Origin of the sequence: Shinella sp. 838, assembly GCF_029623935.1 — a bacterium.
In the GTDB taxonomy this organism is placed as follows: domain Bacteria; phylum Pseudomonadota; class Alphaproteobacteria; order Rhizobiales; family Rhizobiaceae; genus Shinella.
Map to the genome: position 1 here is coordinate 556008 of NZ_JARSBQ010000002.1, position 22152 is coordinate 578159.

The window sequence follows — 22152 nt, forward strand, 5'->3', positions numbered from 1 at the left end:
CTTCGGTATCAGGCGGCCGCGCCGCCGCGATAGCCCCGGCCGGCCCGGTCGGAGACCTCCGCCGAGTAGATTCTCAGCGCAATGCCGGCGTCGCCCGCATAAGCGAGTGCCTGCTCCGCCTGATCGTAGAACACGGCTGGCGTCGCAGCCGCATCGCTCATCGAGACGCCGGCCGTCAGCGTCAGGAAGCCGGCGGGCAGTTCGCGGTCCATGAAGGGGAAGGGCTTTTCCGCGACGCGCACGGCAATGCGCCGGGCGATCGTCACGGCGATCTCGCGGCTGACATCCGGCAGCAGCAGGCAGAAGACATCCGGCCCGGTGCGCGCGACGAAATCACCCTTCTTGACCGAGCGGCGGAAGATGGCGGCAAGCCGCTTCAGCGTCTTTTCCGCAGCGCCCGCGGGATGGGTCTCGGCAAATTCCTTGAGCTGCTCGACGCGGAACATCAGCAGGCCGGCGGTCCCGCTCGCCGCCTCGGTCTGGTAGAAGACCTTCAGCCGGCCGAGCAGGGCGGCATGATTGCCAAGGCCGGTCACGGGATCGTGGGTCAGCGCCTCGCGGCTGACGGAAAGACCCGAGCGTAGTCCGTCGAGATGGGCCTGCAGGTCCTCTATGCGCGCGGTAGCCGAACGATCGGCGCCGAGGATGTCGCGCAGGATCGACAGGAGCCGGACCGTATCGCTGGAGAAATCGGAAATGCCGAGCACCGGGTCCTTGCGCATGCGGGCGGCGATTTCCTCCAGCTCCTGCAGGGCGACCGCGCGGTTGCGCCGGCTGGCTTCCGCCGCCGCCGAGATTTCGGTGAGCACCCGCACGGCCTCGCCTGCCGCCTGGCCAGCGGCGAGCACGTTGTGGCTGGGCAGGGAGTGGCGCAGCGCGATCGAATCGAGCGCCGCCTGTTCCGGTGCCTTGCCGAGCGCCGCGATCTCGCGCGCCACGCTCGCATTGCCGTTCAGCGCCTCGAACAGCAGCTCATAGTTCCGCGGCAGGCCGGCGATGCCGAGATTGGCCATCACATGTGCGATGCGCGCCGTGATCGGCGGAACGGCGGGCTGCGTGTTCGGGGTGGTGCTGTCTTTGCTGCTCATGAAACGCCGTCGGGTGCTGCGCGGGCGGGCGCCGGCGCGGGAAGGGATCGATCGGCGTAACTATCGGATTGCGCGGTTAATTTTGCGTGTGCTGAAAAAAGATTCAGGCCAAAGTTGATAATGCGCAAGACGGAAGGGGCGGTGTGCGGCGGCATCCTGTGGACGCCGCCGCACGAGGGTATGGTTCAGAACCTCATGCCGTTCGGCGGGTAAGCGGGATCACCCGCATCACCTGTCCGATCACGGTCGAGCGGGCCGGTTCCTTGGTGCGGGGCGCGCGATTTTGCTGGAGTTCGCGCATCGCCGCCGCATATCCCTCCGCGCGCGCTTCCTGCAGCGCCACGTCAAGGGTCTTCTCGATCACCGGATAGCACTCCTCCGGCAGATAGGCATTCGGGGCGTCCGTGCCGTAAACCCGTGCCATCTTGCAAAGCGTACTGCCGAGCAGGGCTGCCCACTCTTCGGTCGTTCTTGCCATTTTTCTTCCCTCTTTCAGGAGAGGCCTGTGCCGTCCCGCATCAGCCTCAATGGCAGCGACTATCCCATTACCGATCGCCCGTGCCTGTCACTTAGGTGACAGGACGAAGCAGCCCCCTTAATCGATGCCGAGCGCTCCCATACACCCCAAGTGTATCACCACTATTGCAGGAACAGGAAGGGTCACTCGCCCTAAAATTTATAGGAATTCCTTTCCTTCGGTGCGCGCGAAGTAGATGAGATCGAGCGTAATGCTCGGCCCGCCGACCGCTGTCAGCATGCCGTGGCACTGGCCACGGTGGTGGGTCTGGTGGTTGAACATGTGGGTGAGGGCGGGGCGAAGCGGATGGGTGATGACCGTCGGATTGGTGAGCGGGCTATAGGTGAAATCGGCGGCGATCGTCTCTTCCGAAAGCGAATCGGCATAGGCGACCAGCCGGGCGTCCTCCGCCTGTCGCGCCGCCCAGAGGCCGGAAAAATCCTCGTGGAGGATCGTATCGAGGCGCGTCGGGGCATCGCCTATGCCGGTGAAGCGTTTCATCCAGATGCGGTCGGCCGTGAGCAAATGGTTCAGCGTGCGGTGCAGCGAGCCGAAGAAAGTGCCGGTATCCCGACGAAACGCGTCGTCGTCGAGCTTGCCGACTTCGGTGTAGAGCGTACGGTTGGCCCAGGCATTGTAGGCGGCGAACATGCGGTAGTGGTCGAGCATTGCAGTCTCCATGATCTGACCGAACTATAACCGAAGCGCGGATGGGCCGCGTGAATGCCACCCATGAAATTATGTGATTTGCGTAAGGCGTCATCCTGCGGTCCTATGGCGGGAAACCGAACGAAGAGGCTTTGATGACCCGACTGCTCTATGCGCTTTCCGGTGCCGACCGGACCCGCCAGTTTTCGCCCCATGTCTGGAAGACGGTGATGTCGCTCGCCCACAAGGGCCTTGCCTATGAGACGGTGCCGGTCGGCTTTACCGAGATCCCGGCCATCGAGGGCGGCAGCACGGCGACGGTGCCGCTCCTGCGCGACGGTGACCGGCTGGTGCGCGACAGTTTCGACATCGCGCTCTATCTCGACGAAGCCTATCCCGACCGTCCGTCGCTGTTCGGCGGGGAGGGCGGAAAGGCGATGGCCCGCTTCATCGAGAGCTGGTCGCAATCGATCCTGCACATGGCCGTCACCCGCATCGCCATCCTTGACATCCACAATCTCCTGGAGCCGGCCGACCAGACCTATTTCCGCCGCAGCCGCGAGGAACGCCTCGGCGCCTCGCTTGAGGAGATCGCGGCGGCCGGCAAGGCGGAGGTCGAGGGCTTTTCCCGAAAACTGCAGCCGCTGCGCAACATGCTAAAGATCCAGCCCTTCATCGGCGGCGAAGGCCCGCTCTTTCCTGATTATATCGTCTTCGGCGCGCTGCAATGGCTACGCACGACGGCGGGCACGAAGGTGCTGGAGGAGGGCGATCCCGTTGCCGACTGGTTTGCCCGCTGCCTTGATCTGCATGGCGGCGTCGGCCACCGTGTGACGGCGGCGTGAAACTTTGCCGCTGGCGGCGCCAATCGCGGCGCCCCTCTTGTTTTGCCGGTCGTTGGCGGCTATGGAACCGGCCACTTTCACCGGAAAACCAAGGGAAACGGGAAAATGGCGATTGAACGCACCTTTTCGATGATCAAGCCGGACGCGACGAAGCGCAACCTGACCGGCGCGATCACCAAGATGCTCGAAGACGCGGGCCTGCGCGTCGTTGCTTCCAAGCGCGTCTGGATGAGCAAGCGCGAAGCCGAAGGCTTCTACGCCGTTCACAAGGAGCGTCCGTTCTTCGGCGAGCTCGTTGAAGGCATGACCTCCGGCCCGACGATCGTCCAGGTTCTGGAAGGCGAAAACGCCATCCTGAAGAACCGCGAAGTCATGGGCGCCACCAACCCGGCCAATGCCGACGAAGGCACGATCCGCAAGACGCACGCCCTGTCGATCGGCGAAAACTCGGTTCACGGTTCGGATGCTCCGGAAACCGCTGCCCAGGAAATCAAGTACTGGTTCTCCGACACCGAAATCGTCGGCTGAATCGGTTTCTCCGGCTCCGGCCGGAAACCTTTGACGGAACTTGAAAACCGGGGCCGAAAGGCCCCGGTTTTTATTGTGCCGGGTCGAACTTGAAGAGCGGCTGGCCGGCCAGGAGCAGTGCTTCGGCCGGGTGGTGCATGTAGCTCTGGCAGCCGCGATCGAGGCGCATTGCAAAATCGGTGGCGATGGCAAGCTTCGTTTCGGCTGGCTCGACGGCAAGGACGAAATCGGCAAGACGGGCATGATCGCCGGCGGCAAACAGCAGCTCTGCGACGATCGGCGCCTTTACAGGGTCTTTTGCAAGCGGCGTCAGCGGTACGGATGTCAGGGATTTTGAAAGCTCCGCCCACAACGGCCATTCCGCCTGGAATTTCAGGCTGACATCCGTCGGCGCCTCCGGGAGGACATCGGACTTGCCGGTGAGGTAGGGAGCAAGCGCGTCGATGGCCACGATCCGGTCGATGAGGTCCCGTATCGAGACATTGCTGGTCGGGGGAACGACGCGGCGCGTATTGATAGGCATGCTTTCGAGCGTCGTATCGACCACGGCGGGATCGGGCACGGCAGCGCGAAGGGTCCGATAGGCCAGCAGCCATGCAGGATCCAGAAGGCCTTCCGGCTTGATCCGCCCGGCCGTGATCTCGGCCAGAACCGCCGTCGCCGCCTTTTCCGCGGAGGCGACATCGCCGGTCTGGTTCAGATAGGTCATCAGGAAATCGCGCTCCGGCTCCTTCGCGGCCATAATCCAGATGGCATGCAGGCTTTTCTGCGTCGCCTGCATTGCGGCATCAGGCACCGGGATTCGCGGCAAGGCCGGGTTGCCGACCAGCGCCGGCGCCCAGCTCCACATGCGCGTCAGGTCCGCGAGCATCGCTGCCTCGGGAAAGCCGGCAACGAAGACCGGCCAGGCATTCGGGTCGCGCTGGCTCGCGACGAGCCCCGCCTGAAGGAAGAACAGCTTGTGGCGGCCTGCCGATGCGGCGAGCTTGGCCTTCTCCTCGTCGGGCCGGTCTGCAATGGCGGGCACGATCCGCCCGCTTATCGGGATCTGCCGTTCCGGCGGTAGGCTGGCGATGGCGGCCAGCAATTTGTCGCCATCGCCATGCACCAGGATTGCCCGCACGGTGGAGATCAGCCCGTTCAGTTGAACCGGATCGGCGTTGCCCAGCGCGTCGAACCCGTCTCGCGCTCCATCGATGGCGCCTGCAAGATCGATGGCTTCGCGCACGCCGGCATCGCGCAGTCCGTGGGCGAGCTTGGTCGCCTCGTCCATGGAAAGGCGGCCGTAGCGGATTTTCAGATAGGCGGCTTCCGCCCCGAAACCGCGCGCTTTCAATCGCGGCAGTTTTTCCCGGTCGGCCAGCACCGTATCAGAAAATGCAAGGATGACGGGCTTTGCTGGACAGGTCGCGGCTTCCTCGGCATAGGCCGCAGGAGAGAAAACGGACAGGCCGAGAACCAGGGCAGGCAGGAATCGCATCGGTCCGATCCTCCGGGAAGCAGCTTTGGAGGGAACGCACGAACCCTGGCGAATATTCGTCAGTCGGTGGGGCAGGTCGCCATTTCGAAATGCGCCGGCGCCTTGCCGTCCTTGAACACCTCCGGGTTCTTGTCGTAGCCGGGGCCGACGACCAGCGCCTTTGCCGGCAGGATGCTCTGGTCGACATTGGACGTAACCTGGGTTTCCAGGCTTTGCAGCACCGCGCCGTCTGGCCCGACGACCCGGATGGTCACCTTGTAGGGAACGCCCTTCTTCACGCAGGAGATGTCCGGACTCTCCAGCGCGACGCGGGTGAGGTTGGCAAACAGCTTGCGCTCCAGCGTCAGCGGCGCGCCGCCCGCCGGGTTTTCGAACTCGGCCCGGACCACGGAGCCTTCCGGCACCGGTTCTGTCCGGTCGAGCGTCACCATGTAGGTGGCGTAGGCGAGGCGGTAGTTGAAGACGAACATCTTGCCCGTCAGCTTGAGCGGATCCGGTCCCGTCTCGCGCTGGCAGGCGGCAAGCGAAAGCAGGAGCGGCAGAAGGATCAGCCAGGACGTTCTCATGGCCCTTTCTCCTCGCGGTTGCGGTGATAGTGGCGGCTGGCCTTTGCCCGGTTGCCGCAGACCGCCATGTCGCACCAGGCGCGCGAACGGTTGCGGCTGCGATCGAGGAAGAGCCAATGGCAGTTCGGGCAGATTTTCAGGCGCTCCGGCTCGGGCTGCGCGAGCAGGAGCAGGGCGGAGCGCGCCGTCGCGGTATCGAGCGCCTGCGGCCTTGTCCCCGAGCGACGCAGCGTGGCGGCGATGGCCTCCAGGAGACCGGCAAGCAGCGCCGGCGTTCCCTGGTCCAGCACTTCGGCACGAAAATGCCGGTCGATCGCCTCGCGCAGCTCTAACAGTCCCGCGCGTGCATCCTCGCGCACCGGTTCGAGCGGGCCGAAAAGCACGCGTTCCGCCCCGTGCCGGCCTGCTCCGGCGGGGAAGGCGTCCATGACGACAGGATCTGCGAAACGGTCGATCCGCCGCTCGGGATCACCGCGCAGCACGACCGAATTGGCGACATCGAGGGCGAGTGCGCCGCCGGAGAAACGATGCGGGGTCCAGGAAAAGGTCATGCGATATTCTAACTGGTAAAAGTATTTTTGCCAGTTATAATTCCGTATGGATCCAGGAGGACGGGGAGCGCCCTTCCGGGCGGCGTGCGTGACAATGCGGGAAACCTGGAACCGCCATGGCCTATTTCCTCCAGCAGATCGCCAATGCCGCGCCCGTGGCCGCGCTCTATGCGGCGCTCGCCTTCGGCTATTCGATCGCCTTTGCCGTAACGCGCCGGGCGGATATCGGCTATGGCGCGCTCTTCGCCTTCGCCGCGCAGATGTTCATCCTGTTTTCCGGGTACGGCTGGGATCGGCTCTGGCTGGTGTTGCCGGCAGCGCTCGGTTTCGGTGCGGTCGTCGCGCTGCTTTACGGTGTCGGAGCAGGCCTCGTCATCGGGCGCCATGTCATGCGCCCGCTCGCCTTCTCCTCGGACAACACGGTGGTGGTCGCCGCGCTCGGCATCGTTCTGGTGCTGATGGAGACGGCGCGGCTCGCCTCGGACACGCGCAGCCTCTGGCTGCCGCCCTTTCTCAACACGCCGGTCGTCCTGTGGAGTGATCCGGCCTTTCCCGTCGCGCTGACGGTGCTGCAAATGGCCAACACCCTTGCCATGGCCGCTATCGTTCTTGCCGGCCACGTCTTCCTCGCGTGGTCCGCCTGGGGCCGGCGCTGGCGGGCTGTTTCGCAGGATCGGCGGGCGGCGGAGCTCTGCGGCGTCGATGCTGCGGGCGTCTACCTTTCGGCCTATGCGCTGGCGGCGCTGATCGCCAGCCTCACCGGCATCCTTGCCGTCTCCTATTACGGCAACATGGATTTCGGCGGCGGCCTCGTCTTTGGGGTGAAGGTGCTGTTCATCGCCGCCATCGGCGGGGCGGGTACGCCGCTGCTCTCCGCCCTCGGCGGTGCGGCCATGGGCCTCGCCGAAACGCTCTGGAGCGCCTATGGCGATTTCCTGTGGCGGGATCTGGTGATCTTTTCCGCGCTGGTGCTGCTGCTGGTGATCTTCAGGCGCGAGCGGCCGTTGCCGTGAGGGACGTTACGACCACTTGTCCCGCGCCCGGTCGTCGCTTTCCTTGGCATCCACCCAGCCGCCCTCGCGGCCGTCGGCAAAGTGCTCCTTCTTCCAGAAGGGTGCGGAGGTCTTCAGATAGTCCATGACGAAGGAGGCGCCGTTGAAGGCGGCATGCCGGTGCGGGGCGAGCGCGATGACGAGCACGATGTTCTCGCCCGGTGCAATCTTGCCGACGCGGTGGATGGTGGTGATGCCGAGAAGCGCGAAGCGCTCGACGGCCTCGCGGCAGATGCGGCCGATTTCGGCTTCGGCCATGCCGGGATAATGTTCGAGCTCAAGGGCGGACAGTCTGCCGCCCTCGTCGCGACAGAGGCCGGTGAAGGTGACGATGGCACCGGTATCGCGCCGGCCGGCAGTCATGCGCGCAGCTTCCGCGGCGGCGTCGAAATCCGCCGGCTGGACGCGCACGGTGACCGGGACGCCGGCCACCGCTCAGCCTCCTGTCATCGGCGGGAAGAGGGCGATCTCGCGGGCGCCGAGAATGGGCTCGTCATGCTCGACATGCTCCTGGTTGATCGCGATTCGGATAACCGTCTCATGCTCCAGCGCGTGGGCATAATCCTCGCCGAGCGTCTTCAGATAGGCGAGCAGGTCGCCGCCGGTCCTGACGGAGGCGGGCAGGTCGATCTCTTCCTCACCCTTGCCGATCCGTTCGCGCACCCAGGCGAAGTAGACGAGCTTCGTCATCTCACTCGTCCACGATGTGCTTCAGGCCGACGCGGAAATAGTCGTAGCCGGTATACATGGTGATGAGGGCGGCGGCCCAGAGCAGGGTGATGCCGATCTCCGTCGTGTATGGCAGGATCTTGTCGCCGGCGGGGCCTGCCAGAAGGAAGGCGATGGCGAACATCTGGATCGCCGTCTTCCACTTGGCGATGCGCGTGACGGGTACGCTGACCTTGAGGTCGGCGAGATATTCGCGCAGGCCCGAGACGAGGATCTCGCGGCATAGGATGATGATCGCGGCCCAGATCGTCCAGCCGGCGATGGTGCCGTCGGCGGCCATCAGCAGCAGCACCGAGGCGACCAGCAGCTTGTCTGCGATCGGGTCCAGCATGCGGCCGATGTTCGACGTCTGGTTCCAGATGCGGGCGAGGTAGCCGTCAAGATAGTCGGTGATCGAGGCGACGACGAACAGCCAGAAGGCCGCCCAGCGTGCAAAGTCCGACGATTCCAGCCGCCCTTCGACGAAGAAGCAGAGAACGATCAGGGGCACGGCCACGATGCGGGCGTAGGTGAGGAGGTTCGGTATGCTGTATGCGCGGGAAGCCATGGATTCTTCAGTCTCGACAGGTTTGCGGCTAGATGAGGTCTTTGTGACATCGCCGTCAACCTTTGTTTCCGGCAATTCTTGGCGATTTTACGGAGCGTGGACGAATGTCGCAGCCATTGTCGCAAAACGCTGCGGATTCTCCTGTTCTGGCGGGTTCACGTCGGAGGTTTTCCGTCCGTCGTGAAGGCGGCGGAAAAGCGCTTGCCATCCGGTAGCGTGCCCTCGCAGGCAATCGTCGCCGGTCCCTTCATCGGGTTGCCGAAACCGCAGGTGCCCGTCGCCGAAAAGACGTCCGGCTGGTCCGGCGTGTCCTTGCGGCTGACGATCACCTTGTCGAGCTTGACCACGTCCGTCTCCGGTGTCGGATTGTCGCCGTCCATGCCGGTGAAGGTAATGATGCGGCTGTCGTCGAGAACGAAATAGAAGCCGACGCGGCCGTCCGGATAGGTAACGTTGAGCAGCTTTTGCGAACAGGCCTTGCTGAATTCCAGGTCGCCGACGATGAGTTCGCTACAGGTTCCGCTGACACCCAGCATCTGCGCATCGCCGACCTGCGTCTGCGCGGCGGCGGCTGTCGCGAGAAGACAGAGGCCGAAGGGCGTTATCCGGCGGAAGGCGGTCATGATGTCGCTCCGGGTGAAGGAATGCCGTGGAGGCACCCTAGCACCCACCGGCAGGGCGGGCCAGCTATCCCGCGGCGTCGTCGTGGAAATGGTTGTAGACGATACGGGCGACGCTTTCGGAAATGCCGGCGACCGCCATGAGGTCGGCCATCGCCGCGCGGGAAACGGCCTTGGCGGTGCCGAAATGCTGGAGCAGGGCACGCTTGCGCGTCGGGCCGATGCCGCCGATCTCGTCGAGCGGGTTCTTCACCATTTCCTTCTTGCGCCGTGCCCGGTGCGAGCCGATGGCGAAGCGGTGCGCCTCGTCGCGCAGGCGCTGCACGAAATAGAGCACGGGATCGCGCGGCGGCAGGGAGAAGTCGGCAAGGCCCTTCATGAAGAAGCGTTCGCGCCCGGCCTCGCGGTCGGCGCCCTTGGCGACGCCGATGGCGACGACCTGGTCGGTGATGCCAAGGTCTTCGAGGATGGCGCGCACCGCCGTCATCTGGCCCTGGCCGCCGTCGATGAGAATGACGTCGGGCCAGGCGGGGAAGGGCAGGTCCGCCGCGTCCGCACTCTGGTCGGCGGTGCGGTCCGGCAGTCCTTCTTCCTTGATGAGGCGGGAGAAGCGCCGGGTCATCACTTCCTTCATCATGCCGAAATCGTCGCCGGGCGTGATGTCGGTCGATTTGATGTTGAACTTGCGGTACTGCCCCTTCACGAAGCCTTCCGGCCCCGCCACCACCATGCCGCCGACGGCATTGGTGCCCATGATGTGCGAGTTGTCGTAGATCTCGATGCGGCGCGGTACGGAGGAAAGCTTAAACGTTGCGGCGAAGCCATCGAGCAGGCGGGACTGCGAGGCCGTCTCCGCCAGCTTGCGGCCATGGGCCTCGCGGGCATTGGCGACGACATGGTCGACGAGGTCCTTCTTCTCGCCGCGCTGCGGCACGGAGATGGCGACCTTGTAGTTCGAGCGTTCGGAAAGAGCCTGGCTGAGCAGGTCCATTTCCTCGACGGATTCGGAGAGAAGAATCTGCCGGGGACAGGGTTTGTCGTCGTAGAACTGGGCGAGAAACGCGTTCAGCACTTCGGCGCCTGAAAGCTGCGGGTCGGCCTTCGGGAAATAGGCGCGGTTGCCCCAGTTCTGCCCGGTGCGGAAGAAGAACACCTGGATGCAGGAGACGCCGCCCTCGTGGTGGATGGCGAAGATATCGGCTTCCTCGACGCCGGCCGGGTTGATGCCCTGGTGGCTCTGGACGTGGCTCAGCGCCGCCAGCCTGTCGCGATAGACGGCGGCGCGCTCGAAATCGAGGTCTTCGGCAGCGGCATTCATGGCCTCGGCCATGTGCGCCTTCACCTTCTGGCTCTTGCCGGAAAGAAAGTCCTTCGCCTCCTGCACCAGCTCCGCATAGTCGGCATCGCGGACCTCATGGGTACAGGGGCCGGAACAGCGCTTGATCTGGTAGAGCAGGCAGGGCCGCGTGCGCGTCTCGAAGACACTGTCCGTGCAGGTGCGCAGGAGGAAGGCGCGTTGCAGCGAGTTGATCGTGCGCCCCACCGCGCCGGCGGAAGCGAAGGGGCCGAAATAGTCCCCCTTCCGGCTGCGCGCACCGCGATGTTTGAAGATTGCCGGCGCACGCGTATCGCCCGTCACGAGAATGTAGGGGAAGGACTTGTCGTCACGCAGGAGCACGTTGAAGCGCGGGCGCAGGCGCTTGATGAGGTTCGCCTCCAGCAGCAGCGCCTCGGTTTCGGTGCGCGTGGTGACGAACTCCATGTTCGCCGTCTGGCGGATCATCTGGGTGATGCGGTTGGAATGGCCGCGGCCCTGCGCATAGTTCGTCACGCGCTTCTTCAGGCTGCGCGCCTTGCCGACATAGAGCACGTCGCCGGCCGTGTTGAACATGCGATAGACGCCGGGGCTGTTCGGCAGGCGCTTGACGAAGTGCTGGATCAGCTCGGCGCCGATGATGCCCTCGGGCGTATCACCGCCTTCGTTCCAATCGATTCCGGGAGTGGCGATGCCGGGCGTGACGGCGCCGGTCGCCGCGGGGGATTCCTGCAGCTCGTCCTCGTCGTCCGTCTCGTTCTCGTCATAGAGGATGCCGCCATCCTCCACCTTCCGGCCATTCATTCGGTTATTCCCCCGACATCGGGTGTTTCCCAGGCGAGATGCTGCCCGCCGTCGAGCGCTATCATTTGCCCCGTAATGGACGGCGTGTCGAACAAAAAGCGAACCGTGCGGCCAAATTCGTCAAGGCCGGGGCCGCGGCGCAGGAGCAGGCCCTCCACCTGCGCCTGGAAGGCGGCGTCGTCCTGCCGCTCGTTCGGCAGCGACGGGCCGGGGCCGATGGCATTGACGCGCACCCGCGGCGCAAAACCCTGCGCCATGGTGCGGGTCGCCATCCACAGCGCCGATTTGGAGAGCGTATAGGAATAGTAGCGCGGCGTCGGGTTCCAGACGCGCTGGTCGATGATGTTGACGATCGACCCCGCTGTGCCCTCGGGAAGCTGGCGAACGAAGTCGCGAGCAAGGATCGACGGCGCCTTCACATGCACGGCGAAATGCCGGTCCCACAAGGGATCGTCGAACGCCTCGACCGTGTCGGGCTTGAAGAGGGAGGCGTTGTTGACAAGGAGGTCGATGGGGCCGAGCGCCGCTGCCGCAGTGCCGATCAGTCGCCCGGTCGCCGCCCCGTCCGCGAGGTCGCATTGCACGGCGACGGCCCTTCCACTGCCGGCATTGACGGCACGGGCCATCGCCTCGGCGTCTTCCAGAGATGTGTTGGCATGGATGGCGACGGCGAAACCGTTCGCGATGAGGTCTTCCACGATGGCCTTGCCGATGCGTTTCGCGCCGCCCGTCACGAGGGCTGTCCTGAGGGGCTTGTTCACGAAAATCCATCCTGCCGATTCATTTGATTAACCGGCCCAAGATATAGACATCCCAGCGCAGGCTTAAACTCCCCCTGACAATTGGTTGCAGAAAAATTAACTGCAAAAGCGACTTCAAAGTAATTTGAAGTATATTTTATTGATTTTTCCGCTTACTGAAATCGTGGTTAACAAATACCCTGGTGCGCAAAAGTCACATCCCATTTGTGCCGCGCCGTTGCCACAATCATTTCACATTTTGGCTCTTTCAATTCCTCAATCTTTATTCAATTTCCGCTCAACCGGGCGGGACTGAATTGGAAATGACGATGCCCGATCGCCTCCCAGAGAGGGCGTCGTTTAGTAAAGGAGAATATCATGCGTACACTTATCGCCACCCTCATCGCTTCGACCGTTTCCATGGTCGCTTTCCAGGCTGCTCACGCTGCTGACGCCATCGACGAAATTCCGCAGGCTCCGGCCGCCGAATATTCCGAGCCGGTTGCCAGCGGCAACTGGGCTGGCGCTTATGCCGGTGGTACGGCAAGCTGGCAGCGCGGTGACTTCAACCGTCAGGGCGACGCCAAGGCGAACGGCCTCGGCGGCGGCGTCTACGGCGGCTACAACATGCAGAGCGGCCAGCTCGTTTACGGCGGTGAAACTGACCTGAACTACTCGGGCGTCGATGCCGAGCGCAACGGCCTCAAGGGCAAGCAGGGCGTCAACGGCTCGATCCGCGGCCGCGTCGGTATCGACCTGAACCCGGTCCTCGTCTACGGCACGGCCGGTATCGCCGGTACCAACGTCGAGATGAAGAACGCCAACGGCAAGGACGACCGCAACATGGTCGGCTGGACCGCCGGTGCCGGTGCCGAAGCCTTCGTGACCAACAACGTCACGGCGCGTATCGAGTACCGCTACAGCGACTACCAGAAGAAGAGCTTCAACCTCGGCGGCGACAAGGTCAAGTCGGGCTTCGAAGACCACAGCGTTCGCGTCGGTCTCGGCGTGAAGTTCTAAGCCTCACGGCTCCAGCAAGACGAAAAGGCCGGGCGAAAGCCCGGCCTTTTCTGTTTTGGAGGGATGGGATTGCCCCTCACCCTAACCCTCTCCCCGCAAGCGGGGAGAGGGGATGTGCCCTGCAAATGGTCATTGCCTGGGGAAATCGGCGCGGTATATCCCCTTCGCCCCGTTTACGGGGAGAAGGTGGCCGGCAGGCCGGATGAGGGGCCTTGCAATCGAGCCGTCAGTCTTTGAACTGCGCATAGTCAGGGAAAACCGCCTCGAAGCGGGAGAGGAAGCGCTTCAGCTTCGGCCGGCCACGCTGCCATTTGCCGGCAAAGCGCAGCTCGATGTAGCGCAGCATGGCGGCGAGCGCGAAATGGCCGGCATTCGGCTTCTTGCCGAGGCGCGGCATGTTCTCTTCGAGATGGTCGAGCGCACGCTCCACCTTCTGCCACTGCCGGTCGATCCAGGGCTGGTGGACCTTCTCTTCCGGTCGCGAGCGGCGCTCGTAGACGATGGCGAGCAGGCTGTCGCAGATACCGTCGGCCGTCGCCTCCAGTATATCCACTTCCGTGCGTTTTGCCGCATTGCGGGGGTAGAGCGTACCCTTCGTCTGGCGGTCGATGTAGTTCATGATCGCACGGCTGTCATAGACAGCAAGGCCCTCGTCGGTCACGAGCGTCGGGATCTTCCCGAGGGGATTGGCGGCCAGCAGCTCCGCCGGGTCGGCATTGGTGTCGGCTGCGACCGACTGCGCGGCAAGGCCTGCGAAATGCGCGGCCATGCGCACCTTGGTGGAATAGGGCGAGGCACTCGAATAGAAGATCTTCATCAGCGGCATCCTGTTCTAGCGAATGGGCGGTTGTTCGATGGATTTGGCGCGGCAGCCCGCGCGGTCGACGGCAGGGCAGGTGCGGAAGGAAAGGTCCGTCGTCATGCAGATGCGGATCTCCTCCAGCCGCCCGTCCTCGCAGGTCACGGCGATGCCCTTGCGATCAAGCCCGGGATTGGCCGCGATGAAGGCGGCCTCCGCCGCATCGGGGGAAAACCGGGCACCGCCGCGCTGTGGCGCGAGGTCGGCGGGAATGTCGATGCGCTCGAAGGCCGCGCGGGTCACGGCAAAATAGTCCTTCTGGCTGAGGCCAGAGCAGGAGCCGTGCTTGCGCCACTGGTGGCCGACCAGCCCCATGGAGGGAATGATGTCGAGCACGGTGCGGCCGAGCTTCTCCGGCACGCGGTCCGGCTGGCGCGTCGGGCAGAATTCCGGGTAGCCGCGGTCGTTCTGCGGCCAGAGCCCGTGCACGATGAAGCCGTTGTTCTCGCCGCGCCGGCACTGTTGCGTCCGGCCGCCTGCATCGTTGTCCGCGCACCAGGTCGGTGACCAGGAGAGCGACAGCACGTAGAAATCGAAGCCCGTGCCGAGCGGCACGGCCGCGCGCGTTTCCGGTGCCTTGCGGCTCGCCTCGGTCTTCTGTTTTTCGGCCGGCTTGTCCTCGCTGCAGCCGGCAAGCGCGGCCAGCCCGGCGAGGAGCAGACACAGGGGGCGGGCGAGGGGGAAGGAAGGCGGGCGGCTCATCGTTCGGCGGCGGCAGGCAAAGGCGTCATTGAGGTCTCCCGGTTCGGCGCGCGATTGTTGCCGCCGGACGGCAAAGGTCAAGAGGCCTTCGTCTCCCCGGCGATCCAGAAGGCGCGGGCCGAGGCGAAGCGGTCCTGCGCCAGCCGTTCCTTGAGGAAGGGCAGCAGAACGTCGAGTTCCTGCTTCAGCGTATAGGGTGGATTGACGACGATGAGGCCGGAGCCCGTCAGTCCCGTCGTCTCGCGGTCGCTCTTCACCGAAAGCTCCGCGCAGAGCATCTTGGGGATGCCTGTCTCCTTCAGCGCCTTGTGGAAGGCGGCGATGGGAGCGTTCTTTTTCAGAGGATACCACAGGCAATAGACCCCGCCGGGAAAGCGGCGCACGGCCTTTTGCAGCCCGTCGACCAGCCGCTCGTACTCGCCCTCGATCTCGAAGGGCGGATCGACCAGCACGATGCCGCGCTTTTCCTTCGGCGGCAGGTGCGCGCCGAGCGACAGCCAGCCGTCGAGCCGGGTGATGCGGCTCTGGAAGTCGCCATCGAACAGGCGATGCAGCGTCTCGTAGTCGTCCGGATGCAGTTCCATGGCGGAGAGCCGGTCCTGCGGGCGGAAGAGCAGGCGCGCCAGTTTTGGCGAGCCTGGATAATAGGTTAGCCCGCCTTGCGGATTCAACTCGTGAACAGCCTTCAGGTAGGGCGCGAGAATTTCCGCAACCGCCGCCGGCAGGTCGCCGTCGAGTAGCCGGCCGATGCCATCGCGCCATTCGCCTGTCTTCTGCGCTTCCCCGCTCGAAAGATCGTAGAGGCCGATGCCGGCATGGGTGTCGAGCACGCGGAACGCCTTGTCCTTGCCCTGCATGTAGAGGACGAGGCGAGCGAGCACGGCGTGTTTGAGCACATCCGCGAAATTGCCGGCGTGATAGATGTGGCGGTAGTTCATTTGAGGCCCCGTGCGACGCCCACGATCATCCGCGCTGATGCGACGATGAATTGTTGCAATGGTAGAATGATTTGCCTTTTGGCACTTCGTGCTCTGCAATATAGAAAAGCCATGAACGTTGCGACCCCCCATCTCGGAAAACCGCGTATCGGCCACTCGGCCTGTCCGCATGACTGTCCCTCCACCTGCGCTCTCGATGTCGAGATCGGCGCAGACGGACGCATCGGCCGCGTCAAGGGCAGCGCCGACAACAGCTACACGGCCGGCGTCATCTGCGCCAAGGTCGCCCGCTATGCCGATCGCCTCTACCATCCGGACCGGTTGATGAAGCCGCTGGTGCGCAGGGGCGAGAAGGGCGGCGGCGAATGGGCCGACATTTCCTGGGAGGCGGCGCTCGACGCCATTGCGGAAAGCTTCGTCAAGGCCGAGCAGGCCCATGGCAGCGAGGCGGTCTGGCCCTATTATTATGCCGGAACGATGGGTCTGGTGCAGCGCGATTCCATCGAGCGCCTGCGTCATGCGAAACGCTATTCCGGCTTCTTCGATTCGATTTGCACCAATCCCGCCTGGACCGGCTTTTCCATGGGCGCCGGAACGCTGCGCGGACCCGATCCGCGCGAGATGGCAAAATCGGACTGCGTGGTGATCTGGGGCACAAACGCCGTCTCCACCCAGGTCAACGTGATGACCCATGCGGTGAAGGCGCGCAAGGAGCGCGGAGCGAAGATCGTCGTTGTCGACATTTACGACAACCCCACGATGAAGCAGGCCGACCTTGCATTAAAACTTCGGCCCGGCACCGATGCCGCGCTCGCCTGCGCCGTCATGCATGTCGCCTTCCGCGACGGTTATGCCGACCGTGCCTATATGGAGGCATTCGCCGATGACCCGGCCGGTCTCGAAACGCATCTTGCCAGCCGCAATCCAGCCTGGGCGGCCGGAATCACCGGTCTGACGGTGGAAGAAATCGAGGCCTTCGCCGCTCTCGTTGGGCAAACAAAACGAAGTTTTTTCCGCCTCGGCTATGGTTTTACCCGCAGCCGCAACGGTGCCGTCTCCATGCATGCGGCGCTCTCCATCGCCACCGTGCTCGGTTCCTGGCAGTATGAGGGCGGCGGTGCGTTCCACAGCAATTCCGCGATCTTCCATCTGCGCAAGGGCGAGTTGACGGGCGCGAAGCTCGTCGATCCCGATATCCGCATGCTCGACCAGTCGCAGATCGGTCGCATCCTGACAGGCGATGCCGTCGCGTTGCGCGGGCGCGGCCCGGTCAACGCCATGCTGATCCAGAACACCAATCCGGCGAATGTCGCGCCGGAGCAACGCCTGGTGAAGCAGGGCTTTCTGCGTGACGACCTTTTCGTGGCGGTGCACGAGCATTTCATGACCGATACGGCGAAGCTTGCCGATATCGTGCTGCCGGCCACCATGTTCGTCGAGCATGACGACATCTATCGCGGCGGTGGCCACCAGCACATCCTGCTTGGGCCGAAGCTCGTCGAGCCGCCCGAAACGGTACGCACCAATCTTTTCGTCATCGAAGAGCTCGCCAGGCGTCTCGGCGTCGGCGACATGCCGGGCTTCGGGCTTTCCGAGCAGGAGCACATCACCCGCATGCTGCCCTACTATGAACGGGATTTCGACGGCCTGAAGGAGGAGAAGTGGATCGACTGTCAGCCGGATTTCGAAACCGCGCATTTTTCCAAGGGCTTCGGCTTTCCTGATGGCAAGTTCCGCTTCCGGCCGAACTGGACGAACACGCCCGCGCCCAACCGGCCGCCGAAGGTGCTTGGCGCCTTCGGTCCGCATGAGGCGCTGCCGACCTTCCCGGATCATGTGGCGATCATCGAGACGCCGGATGCGGATCACCCCTTCCGTCTCGCCACGTCGCCCGCCCGAACCTTCCTCAACTCGACCTTCACGGAGACAAAGGGCTCGCGCGAACGCGAGGGCCGGCCGGAGGTGATGATCCATCCTGAGGATGCGGCGGCGCGCGGTGTAGCCGAGGGCGATATCGTGCAGCTCGGCAATGTCCGCGGCGACATCCGCCTGCACGCCAAGGTGACAGACAGCGTGAAGCCGGGTGTACTGATCGCCGAAGGGATCTGGCCGAATTCCGCCCATCTCGACGGGGAGGGCATCAATGTCCTGACCGGCGCCGACCCGGTCGCGCCCTATGGCGGCGCTGCCTTCCACGACAACCGCGTCTGGCTGCGCAAGGCCTGAACGTCACGCAAGGATTTTTCATGACGTCCGACATGTCCTCCGCCGTCCGTATCGTCGATCAGCAGACGGTCTGGAAGCGCTTCATCCATCTTCGCACTGTCGTGGTCGAGCAGAGGCGGGCGGACGGCCGGGTGGAGCAGCTGGATCGCGAGGTGCACGACCATGGCCCGGCGGCCTGCGTGCTGCTGGTCGATCCGGTCCGCCAGTCGGTCATCCTGGTGCGGCAGTTCCGCCCCGGCGCCTTCTTCGGCGGCCATCCGGACGGTTTCCTTGCGGAAGTGCCGGCGGGTCTGCTCGACGACGATGCGCCCGAGGCGGCCGTCGCTCGCGAGGCGATGGAGGAGACCGGCTATGCGGTGCGCGACGTGCGCCATCTCTTCGACATCTATTCCAGCCCCGGCACGCTGACGGAGCGCGTCGGCTGCTTCGTTGCCCGTATCGACGCGACGGCGCGTGACGGCGAGGGCGGCGGCGTCGACGGGGAGGGCGAGGATATCGAGGTCGTCGAACTGCCGATCGACGAAGCCTACAGCCTCATCGCCACGGGTGGTATCCAGGATGCGAAGACCATCGTCATGCTGCAATGGCTGATGCTGCACCGTGGGGAGTTCGGCTGATTCTTCGCCGGGATTATGTTCGCGGTCGGGATGCAGAACGTTTCCGGGGCGCGGCTGGAAGCAAGGCGTAGCCCCTCACCCTGACCCTCTCCCCGCAAGCGGGGAGAGGGGACGTGCCCCACGAACCGGTGATGACGAAGGAAAACGGTGCGGCATATCCCCTTCGCCCCGCTTGCGGGGAGAAGGTGGCGGCAGCCGGATGAGGGGCGGGGACACGCGGCACCCTCCCGGCAAAAGACCCGCAAGCCTTGACAAACAGCGTCGGCCATGCGCTTTTCCGCGCGATTTTTCTTGGTCGCCGCGCCGGGTTCTTCCCGCGCGGCCTATCAGCATTTCAGGATACCACGATGCACCGTTACCGCAGCCACACCTGCGCCGCCCTCCGCAAGTCCGATGTCGGCCAGACCGTCCGTCTTTCCGGCTGGGTTCACCGCGTTCGAGATCATGGCGGCGTGCTCTTCATCGACCTGCGCGACCATTACGGCATCACCCAGGTCGTCGCCGATCCCGATTCGCCGGCCTTCAAGAAAGCCGAGACCGTGCGCGGCGAATGGGTGATCCGCATCGACGGTCTCGTCAAGGCGCGCACCGAGGATACCGTCAACAAGGGCATGCCGACCGGTGAGATCGAGCTCTACGCGCAGGACATCGAAGTCCTCTCGGCCGCCAAGGAACTGCCTCTGCCGGTCTTCGGCGAGCCGGACTATCCGGAAGACGTGCGCCTGAAGTACCGCTTCATCGACCTGCGCCGCGAGACGCTGCACAAGAACATCGTCAAGCGCACGCAGATCATTTCCTCCATGCGCAAGGGCATGGGTGAGGCGGGTTTTGCCGAATACACGACGCCGATCCTGACCGCCTCCTCGCCCGAGGGCGCGCGCGACTTCCTCGTGCCCTCGCGCATCCACGAAGGCAAGTTCTTCGCGCTGCCGCAGGCCCCACAGCAGTACAAGCAGCTGCTGATGGTTGCCGGTTTCGACCGCTACTTCCAGATCGCGCCGTGCTTCCGCGACGAAGATCCGCGTGCCGACCGCCTGCCGGGCGAATTCTATCAGCTCGACGTCGAGATGAGCTTCGTCACCCAGGAAGACGTCTGGGAAACGATGGAGCCGATGATGACGGCCGTCTTCGAAGAATTCGCCGAGGGCAAGCCCGTCACCAAGAAGTGGCCGCGCATCCCCTATGACGAGGCGATCCGCAAGTATGGCTCCGACAAGCCGGACCTTCGCAACCCGATCGTCATGCAGGCCGTCACCGATCATTTCGCCGGTTCCGGTTTCAAGGTCTTCGCGAACATGATCGCCTCCAACCCGAAGGTCCAGGTCTGGGCGATCCCGGCCAAGACCGGCGGTTCCCGTGCCTTCTGCGATCGCATGAACGCCTGGGCACAGTCGATGGGCCAGCCCGGCCTCGGCTACATCTTCTGGCGCAAGGAGGGCGAGAAGCTCGAAGGCGCCGGCCCGCTGGCGAAAAACATCGGCGAGGAGCGCACGGAAGCCATCCGCATGCAGCTCGGTCTCGATGACGGCGATGCCTGCTTCTTCGTCGCCGGCGATCCCGCGAAGTTCTACAAGTTCGCCGGCGAAGCCCGCACGCGCGCCGGCGAGGAGCTGAACCTCGTCGACCGCGATCGCTTCGAAATGTGCTGGATCGTCGACTTTCCGTTCTACGAATACAACGAAGACGAAAAGAAGATCGACTTCGCGCACAACCCCTTCTCCATGCCGCAGGGTGGCCTCGAGGCCTTCGACAGCAAGGATCCGCTGGAGCTGAAGGCCTACCAGTATGACGCGGTCTGCAACGGCTTCGAAATCGCCTCGGGCTCGATCCGTAACCAGTCGCCGGAACTGATGGTCAAGGCCTTCGAGAAGGTCGGCCTCTCGCAGGGCGACGTGGAAGAGCGCTTCGGCGGCCTCTACCGCGCCTTCCAGTACGGTGCTCCGCCGCATGGCGGTTGCGCCTTCGGCATCGACCGCGTGGTCATGCTGCTCGTCGGCGCGAAGAACCTGCGCGAGATCTCGCTGTTCCCGATGAACCAGCAGGCACAGGACCTCCTCATGAACGCCCCGTCGCCGGCCGCCCCGGCGCAGCTGCGGGAACTGGCGCTGCGCGTCGTTCCCTCGCAGAAGAAGGACTGAGCCTTCGCGGCTGTCTCCTGTGAAAGGGCCGGTGGAAACACCGGCCCTTTCCTTTTGCGCGGACGCCACAATGCCGTGAATTCGCCGCCAGTCGATCCCAATTCCGCGCACAATCAGTCGAAATGCACCCCTAGCGTGAAGATGCGCCCGAAAGAGGCGATTCACGACTGGAGGGACTTTTCATGACATCGACGGAAGCGGACGATCCCATTCCCGTATCGAGCACGCAGATGCCGCCCATCGAGCCGCGCGGCAATCTTGCCACGTTCCTGCGCTCGCCCGGCGTCAAGTTCATCATGATCGGCATCATTTCGGTGGCGCTGCTGGTGCCACTACTTCTGGTCTGGGGCCTGACGGAGGAGCGCGCACAGCGCGCGGCCGATGTCTCGCGGCGCATCGCCAACGGCTGGGGCGGCGACCAGGCGATCAACGGCCCCTATCTTGCGGTACCCTTCGAGGTCGAGCGCAGCCGCACGATGGATGCGCGCACGGTCGTCGAGCGGGTGACCGAATGGGTGCTCGTCATGCCGGAAACACTCGACGTGACGGCCGACCTGAAGGCGGAGGAGCGCAAGCTCTCCATCTACACGCTGCCGGTCTACAACGGCGCGCTGACTCTGAAGGGCCGCTTTGCCGGCAACATCCTGCAGGACCTTGCGCAATTCGACGGCGCGCCGCAGCTCGACCGGGCGGTTCTGGTGCTCAACATCAACGACATCACCGGCATCCGCTCCGATGCCGGTGTGAGGATCGACAACGGGGTCGCGCGTCCGTTCGATCCCGGCATGCGGCAGATTTCCGCGATGGCGAGCACGGGCGTGGAGGGCTATGCCACACCGCAAACGAGTCCAGGCGTGCACCGGTTCATCGAACGCTCGCTCATCGAAAACGGTTTCGTCTTCGAGATCGCCCTGTCGCTCAACGGTTCGCGCAGCTTCGCCGTCGCGCCCGCCGGCCAGACGACGACCTTTTCGGCCAAGGCGAACTGGCCGCATCCCGGTTTCGAAGGCCTCTTCCTGCCGGAGGAGAAGACCGTCACCGCGTCGGATTTTTCGGCCAAGTGGACGATCCCCTATCTCGCCCGTGGCATCGATCGCGTCGCTGCCGGCCCGACCCTGCCGTTGTCGGGCAGCATGATGAGCATCAACCTCGTGGAGCCCGTGCAGTTCTATCAGGTGGTGTCGCGGACGCTGAAATACTCGATCGGCTTCATTTCGCTCGTCTTTCTCGCCGTCTTCGTCGTGGAGCTGAAGGGCGGGCGCATGGTGCACTGGATCCAGTATGTGCTGACGGGGCTTGCGCTCATCGTGTTCTACGTGCTGCTTCTGGCGCTTGCCGAACACACCGGTTTCACCATCGCGTATGCCGCAGCCTCGCTCGCCACGACCCTGTTGATCGCCGCCTATCTCGGCAGCGCGACGGGCAGCCGCAGGAACGGCCTGTCGCTCGGCGCGGTGCTGCTCTCGGCCTATGGCGTCATGTATCTGGTGCTGCGCGAGGACGAATACGCGCTGCTCGCCGGCGCGCTGATCTCCTTCGTCACCATCGCAGCGACGATGTACGCGACGCGCCGCGTCGAATGGTCGGTGCCGCAGGCGGCCCCGGCTCACTGAGGCAAGTCT

Annotated in this window: 23 protein-coding genes; 8 read left to right on the forward strand and 15 right to left on the reverse strand. The window is 64.3% G+C overall.

All coding sequences use genetic code 11. The features are described 5' to 3' along the window. Nucleotides 1-8: 8 nt before the first annotated feature. The 3 genes from P9A16_RS10345 to P9A16_RS10355 form a co-directional block, all read right to left on the reverse strand. Nucleotides 9-1088, reverse strand: a complete 1080-nt coding sequence (locus tag P9A16_RS10345) for a GGDEF domain-containing protein (RefSeq protein WP_023516345.1) — start codon at nucleotides 1086-1088, stop codon at nucleotides 9-11. A 193-nt stretch (nucleotides 1089-1281) separates the two neighbouring features. Next, nucleotides 1282-1566: a hypothetical protein gene (locus tag P9A16_RS10350; RefSeq protein ID WP_023515476.1), complete on the reverse strand. Its 285-nt coding sequence runs from the start codon at nucleotides 1564-1566 to the stop codon at nucleotides 1282-1284. Nucleotides 1567-1764: 198 nt separating this feature from the next. Beyond that, on the reverse strand, nucleotides 1765-2274 hold the full coding sequence (locus P9A16_RS10355; protein ID WP_023515477.1) for a DinB family protein: 510 nt from the start codon (nucleotides 2272-2274) through the stop codon (nucleotides 1765-1767). 134 nt (nucleotides 2275-2408) lie between these two features. On the opposite strand from P9A16_RS10355, the gene P9A16_RS10360 reads away from it, so the two are divergent. After that, entirely contained in the window at nucleotides 2409-3098 is a 690-nt protein-coding gene (locus P9A16_RS10360) for a glutathione S-transferase family protein (protein ID WP_023515478.1), read from the forward strand. A gap of 105 nt (nucleotides 3099-3203) precedes the next feature. Beyond that, nucleotides 3204-3626 (forward strand): nucleoside-diphosphate kinase, encoded by a 423-nt coding sequence (gene ndk, locus P9A16_RS10365; protein WP_050742909.1) that lies wholly within the window; start codon nucleotides 3204-3206, stop codon nucleotides 3624-3626. 70 nt (nucleotides 3627-3696) lie between these two features. On the opposite strand, the gene P9A16_RS10370 is transcribed toward ndk, so the two are convergent. The 3 genes from P9A16_RS10370 to P9A16_RS10380 are packed head-to-tail and all read right to left on the reverse strand — an operon-like array spanning nucleotide 3697 to nucleotide 6223. Next, complete coding sequence (locus P9A16_RS10370; RefSeq protein ID WP_023515480.1) at nucleotides 3697-5106, reverse strand: hypothetical protein; 1410 nt, start codon at nucleotides 5104-5106, stop codon at nucleotides 3697-3699. A 59-nt stretch (nucleotides 5107-5165) separates the two neighbouring features. Next, complete coding sequence (locus P9A16_RS10375; RefSeq protein ID WP_023515481.1) at nucleotides 5166-5672, reverse strand: hypothetical protein; 507 nt, start codon at nucleotides 5670-5672, stop codon at nucleotides 5166-5168. Beyond that, nucleotides 5669-6223 carry a CGNR zinc finger domain-containing protein gene (locus tag P9A16_RS10380; protein ID WP_023515482.1) on the reverse strand — a complete coding sequence of 185 codons (555 nt, stop codon included), beginning with the start codon at nucleotides 6221-6223 and terminating at the stop codon, nucleotides 5669-5671. Before P9A16_RS10380 ends, P9A16_RS10375 begins: the two co-directional genes overlap by 4 nt. Before the next feature lie 116 nt (nucleotides 6224-6339). Here P9A16_RS10380 and P9A16_RS10385 point away from each other — a divergent pair, with 116 nt between their 5' ends. After that, nucleotides 6340-7236: a branched-chain amino acid ABC transporter permease gene (locus P9A16_RS10385; RefSeq protein ID WP_023515483.1), complete on the forward strand. Its 897-nt coding sequence runs from the start codon at nucleotides 6340-6342 to the stop codon at nucleotides 7234-7236. Between the two features lie 6 nt (nucleotides 7237-7242). Here P9A16_RS10385 and P9A16_RS10390 read toward each other — a convergent pair whose 3' ends face one another. From P9A16_RS10390 to P9A16_RS10415, 6 genes are all read right to left on the reverse strand, one after another. Next, nucleotides 7243-7707: a molybdenum cofactor biosynthesis protein MoaE gene (locus tag P9A16_RS10390; protein ID WP_023515484.1), complete on the reverse strand. Its 465-nt coding sequence runs from the start codon at nucleotides 7705-7707 to the stop codon at nucleotides 7243-7245. A gap of 3 nt (nucleotides 7708-7710) precedes the next feature. Then, on the reverse strand, nucleotides 7711-7965 hold the full coding sequence (gene moaD, locus P9A16_RS10395) for a molybdopterin converting factor subunit 1 (RefSeq protein ID WP_023515485.1): 255 nt from the start codon (nucleotides 7963-7965) through the stop codon (nucleotides 7711-7713). Between the two features lies 1 nt (nucleotide 7966). Continuing rightward, nucleotides 7967-8551, reverse strand: a complete 585-nt coding sequence (gene pgsA / locus P9A16_RS10400; protein ID WP_023515486.1) for a CDP-diacylglycerol--glycerol-3-phosphate 3-phosphatidyltransferase — start codon at nucleotides 8549-8551, stop codon at nucleotides 7967-7969. A gap of 155 nt (nucleotides 8552-8706) precedes the next feature. After that, nucleotides 8707-9174, reverse strand: coding sequence for a hypothetical protein (locus P9A16_RS10405; RefSeq protein WP_023515487.1), 468 nt, complete (start codon nucleotides 9172-9174; stop codon nucleotides 8707-8709). Nucleotides 9175-9238: 64 nt separating this feature from the next. Beyond that, on the reverse strand, nucleotides 9239-11290 hold the full coding sequence (gene uvrC / locus P9A16_RS10410; RefSeq protein WP_023515488.1) for an excinuclease ABC subunit UvrC: 2052 nt from the start codon (nucleotides 11288-11290) through the stop codon (nucleotides 9239-9241). Then, a complete protein-coding gene (locus P9A16_RS10415; protein ID WP_024271290.1) occupies nucleotides 11287-12051 on the reverse strand; it encodes an SDR family oxidoreductase in 765 nt (254 codons plus the stop codon). The genes uvrC and P9A16_RS10415 overlap by 4 nt, the downstream gene beginning before the upstream one ends. Nucleotides 12052-12408: 357 nt before the next feature. Between P9A16_RS10415 and P9A16_RS10420 the strand changes: the two genes are divergently transcribed. After that, nucleotides 12409-13050, forward strand: a complete 642-nt coding sequence (locus P9A16_RS10420; RefSeq protein ID WP_024271289.1) for an outer membrane protein — start codon at nucleotides 12409-12411, stop codon at nucleotides 13048-13050. A 226-nt stretch (nucleotides 13051-13276) separates the two neighbouring features. Here the strand turns inward: P9A16_RS10420 and P9A16_RS10425 are convergent, their stop codons facing one another. From P9A16_RS10425 to P9A16_RS10435, 3 genes are read right to left on the reverse strand one after another with little or no spacing between them, the layout of a single operon-like run. Continuing rightward, nucleotides 13277-13870 (reverse strand): glutathione S-transferase, encoded by a 594-nt coding sequence (locus P9A16_RS10425; protein WP_197032903.1) that lies wholly within the window; start codon nucleotides 13868-13870, stop codon nucleotides 13277-13279. 12 nt (nucleotides 13871-13882) lie between these two features. Beyond that, nucleotides 13883-14692 carry a ribonuclease T2 family protein gene (locus P9A16_RS10430; protein ID WP_371687642.1) on the reverse strand — a complete coding sequence of 270 codons (810 nt, stop codon included), beginning with the start codon at nucleotides 14690-14692 and terminating at the stop codon, nucleotides 13883-13885. Then, nucleotides 14689-15549: a 23S rRNA (adenine(2030)-N(6))-methyltransferase RlmJ gene (locus P9A16_RS10435; RefSeq protein ID WP_023512793.1), complete on the reverse strand. Its 861-nt coding sequence runs from the start codon at nucleotides 15547-15549 to the stop codon at nucleotides 14689-14691. Before P9A16_RS10435 ends, P9A16_RS10430 begins: the two co-directional genes overlap by 4 nt. 66 nt (nucleotides 15550-15615) lie before the next feature. Here P9A16_RS10435 and P9A16_RS10440 point away from each other — a divergent pair, with 66 nt between their 5' ends. The 4 genes from P9A16_RS10440 to creD all read left to right on the forward strand — a co-directional run bounded on the left by P9A16_RS10440 (nucleotide 15616) and on the right by creD (nucleotide 22143). Further along, nucleotides 15616-17775 carry a molybdopterin-containing oxidoreductase family protein gene (locus P9A16_RS10440; protein WP_439603892.1) on the forward strand — a complete coding sequence of 720 codons (2160 nt, stop codon included), beginning with the start codon at nucleotides 15616-15618 and terminating at the stop codon, nucleotides 17773-17775. Nucleotides 17776-17795: 20 nt separating this feature from the next. Next, nucleotides 17796-18392 (forward strand): NUDIX domain-containing protein, encoded by a 597-nt coding sequence (locus P9A16_RS10445; protein WP_023512795.1) that lies wholly within the window; start codon nucleotides 17796-17798, stop codon nucleotides 18390-18392. Nucleotides 18393-18739: 347 nt separating this feature from the next. Continuing rightward, nucleotides 18740-20530 (forward strand): aspartate--tRNA ligase, encoded by a 1791-nt coding sequence (gene aspS, locus P9A16_RS10450; protein ID WP_023512796.1) that lies wholly within the window; start codon nucleotides 18740-18742, stop codon nucleotides 20528-20530. A gap of 182 nt (nucleotides 20531-20712) precedes the next feature. Beyond that, nucleotides 20713-22143, forward strand: a complete 1431-nt coding sequence (gene creD / locus P9A16_RS10455; protein ID WP_023512797.1) for a cell envelope integrity protein CreD — start codon at nucleotides 20713-20715, stop codon at nucleotides 22141-22143. The last annotated feature ends 9 nt before the right edge of the window (nucleotides 22144-22152 follow it).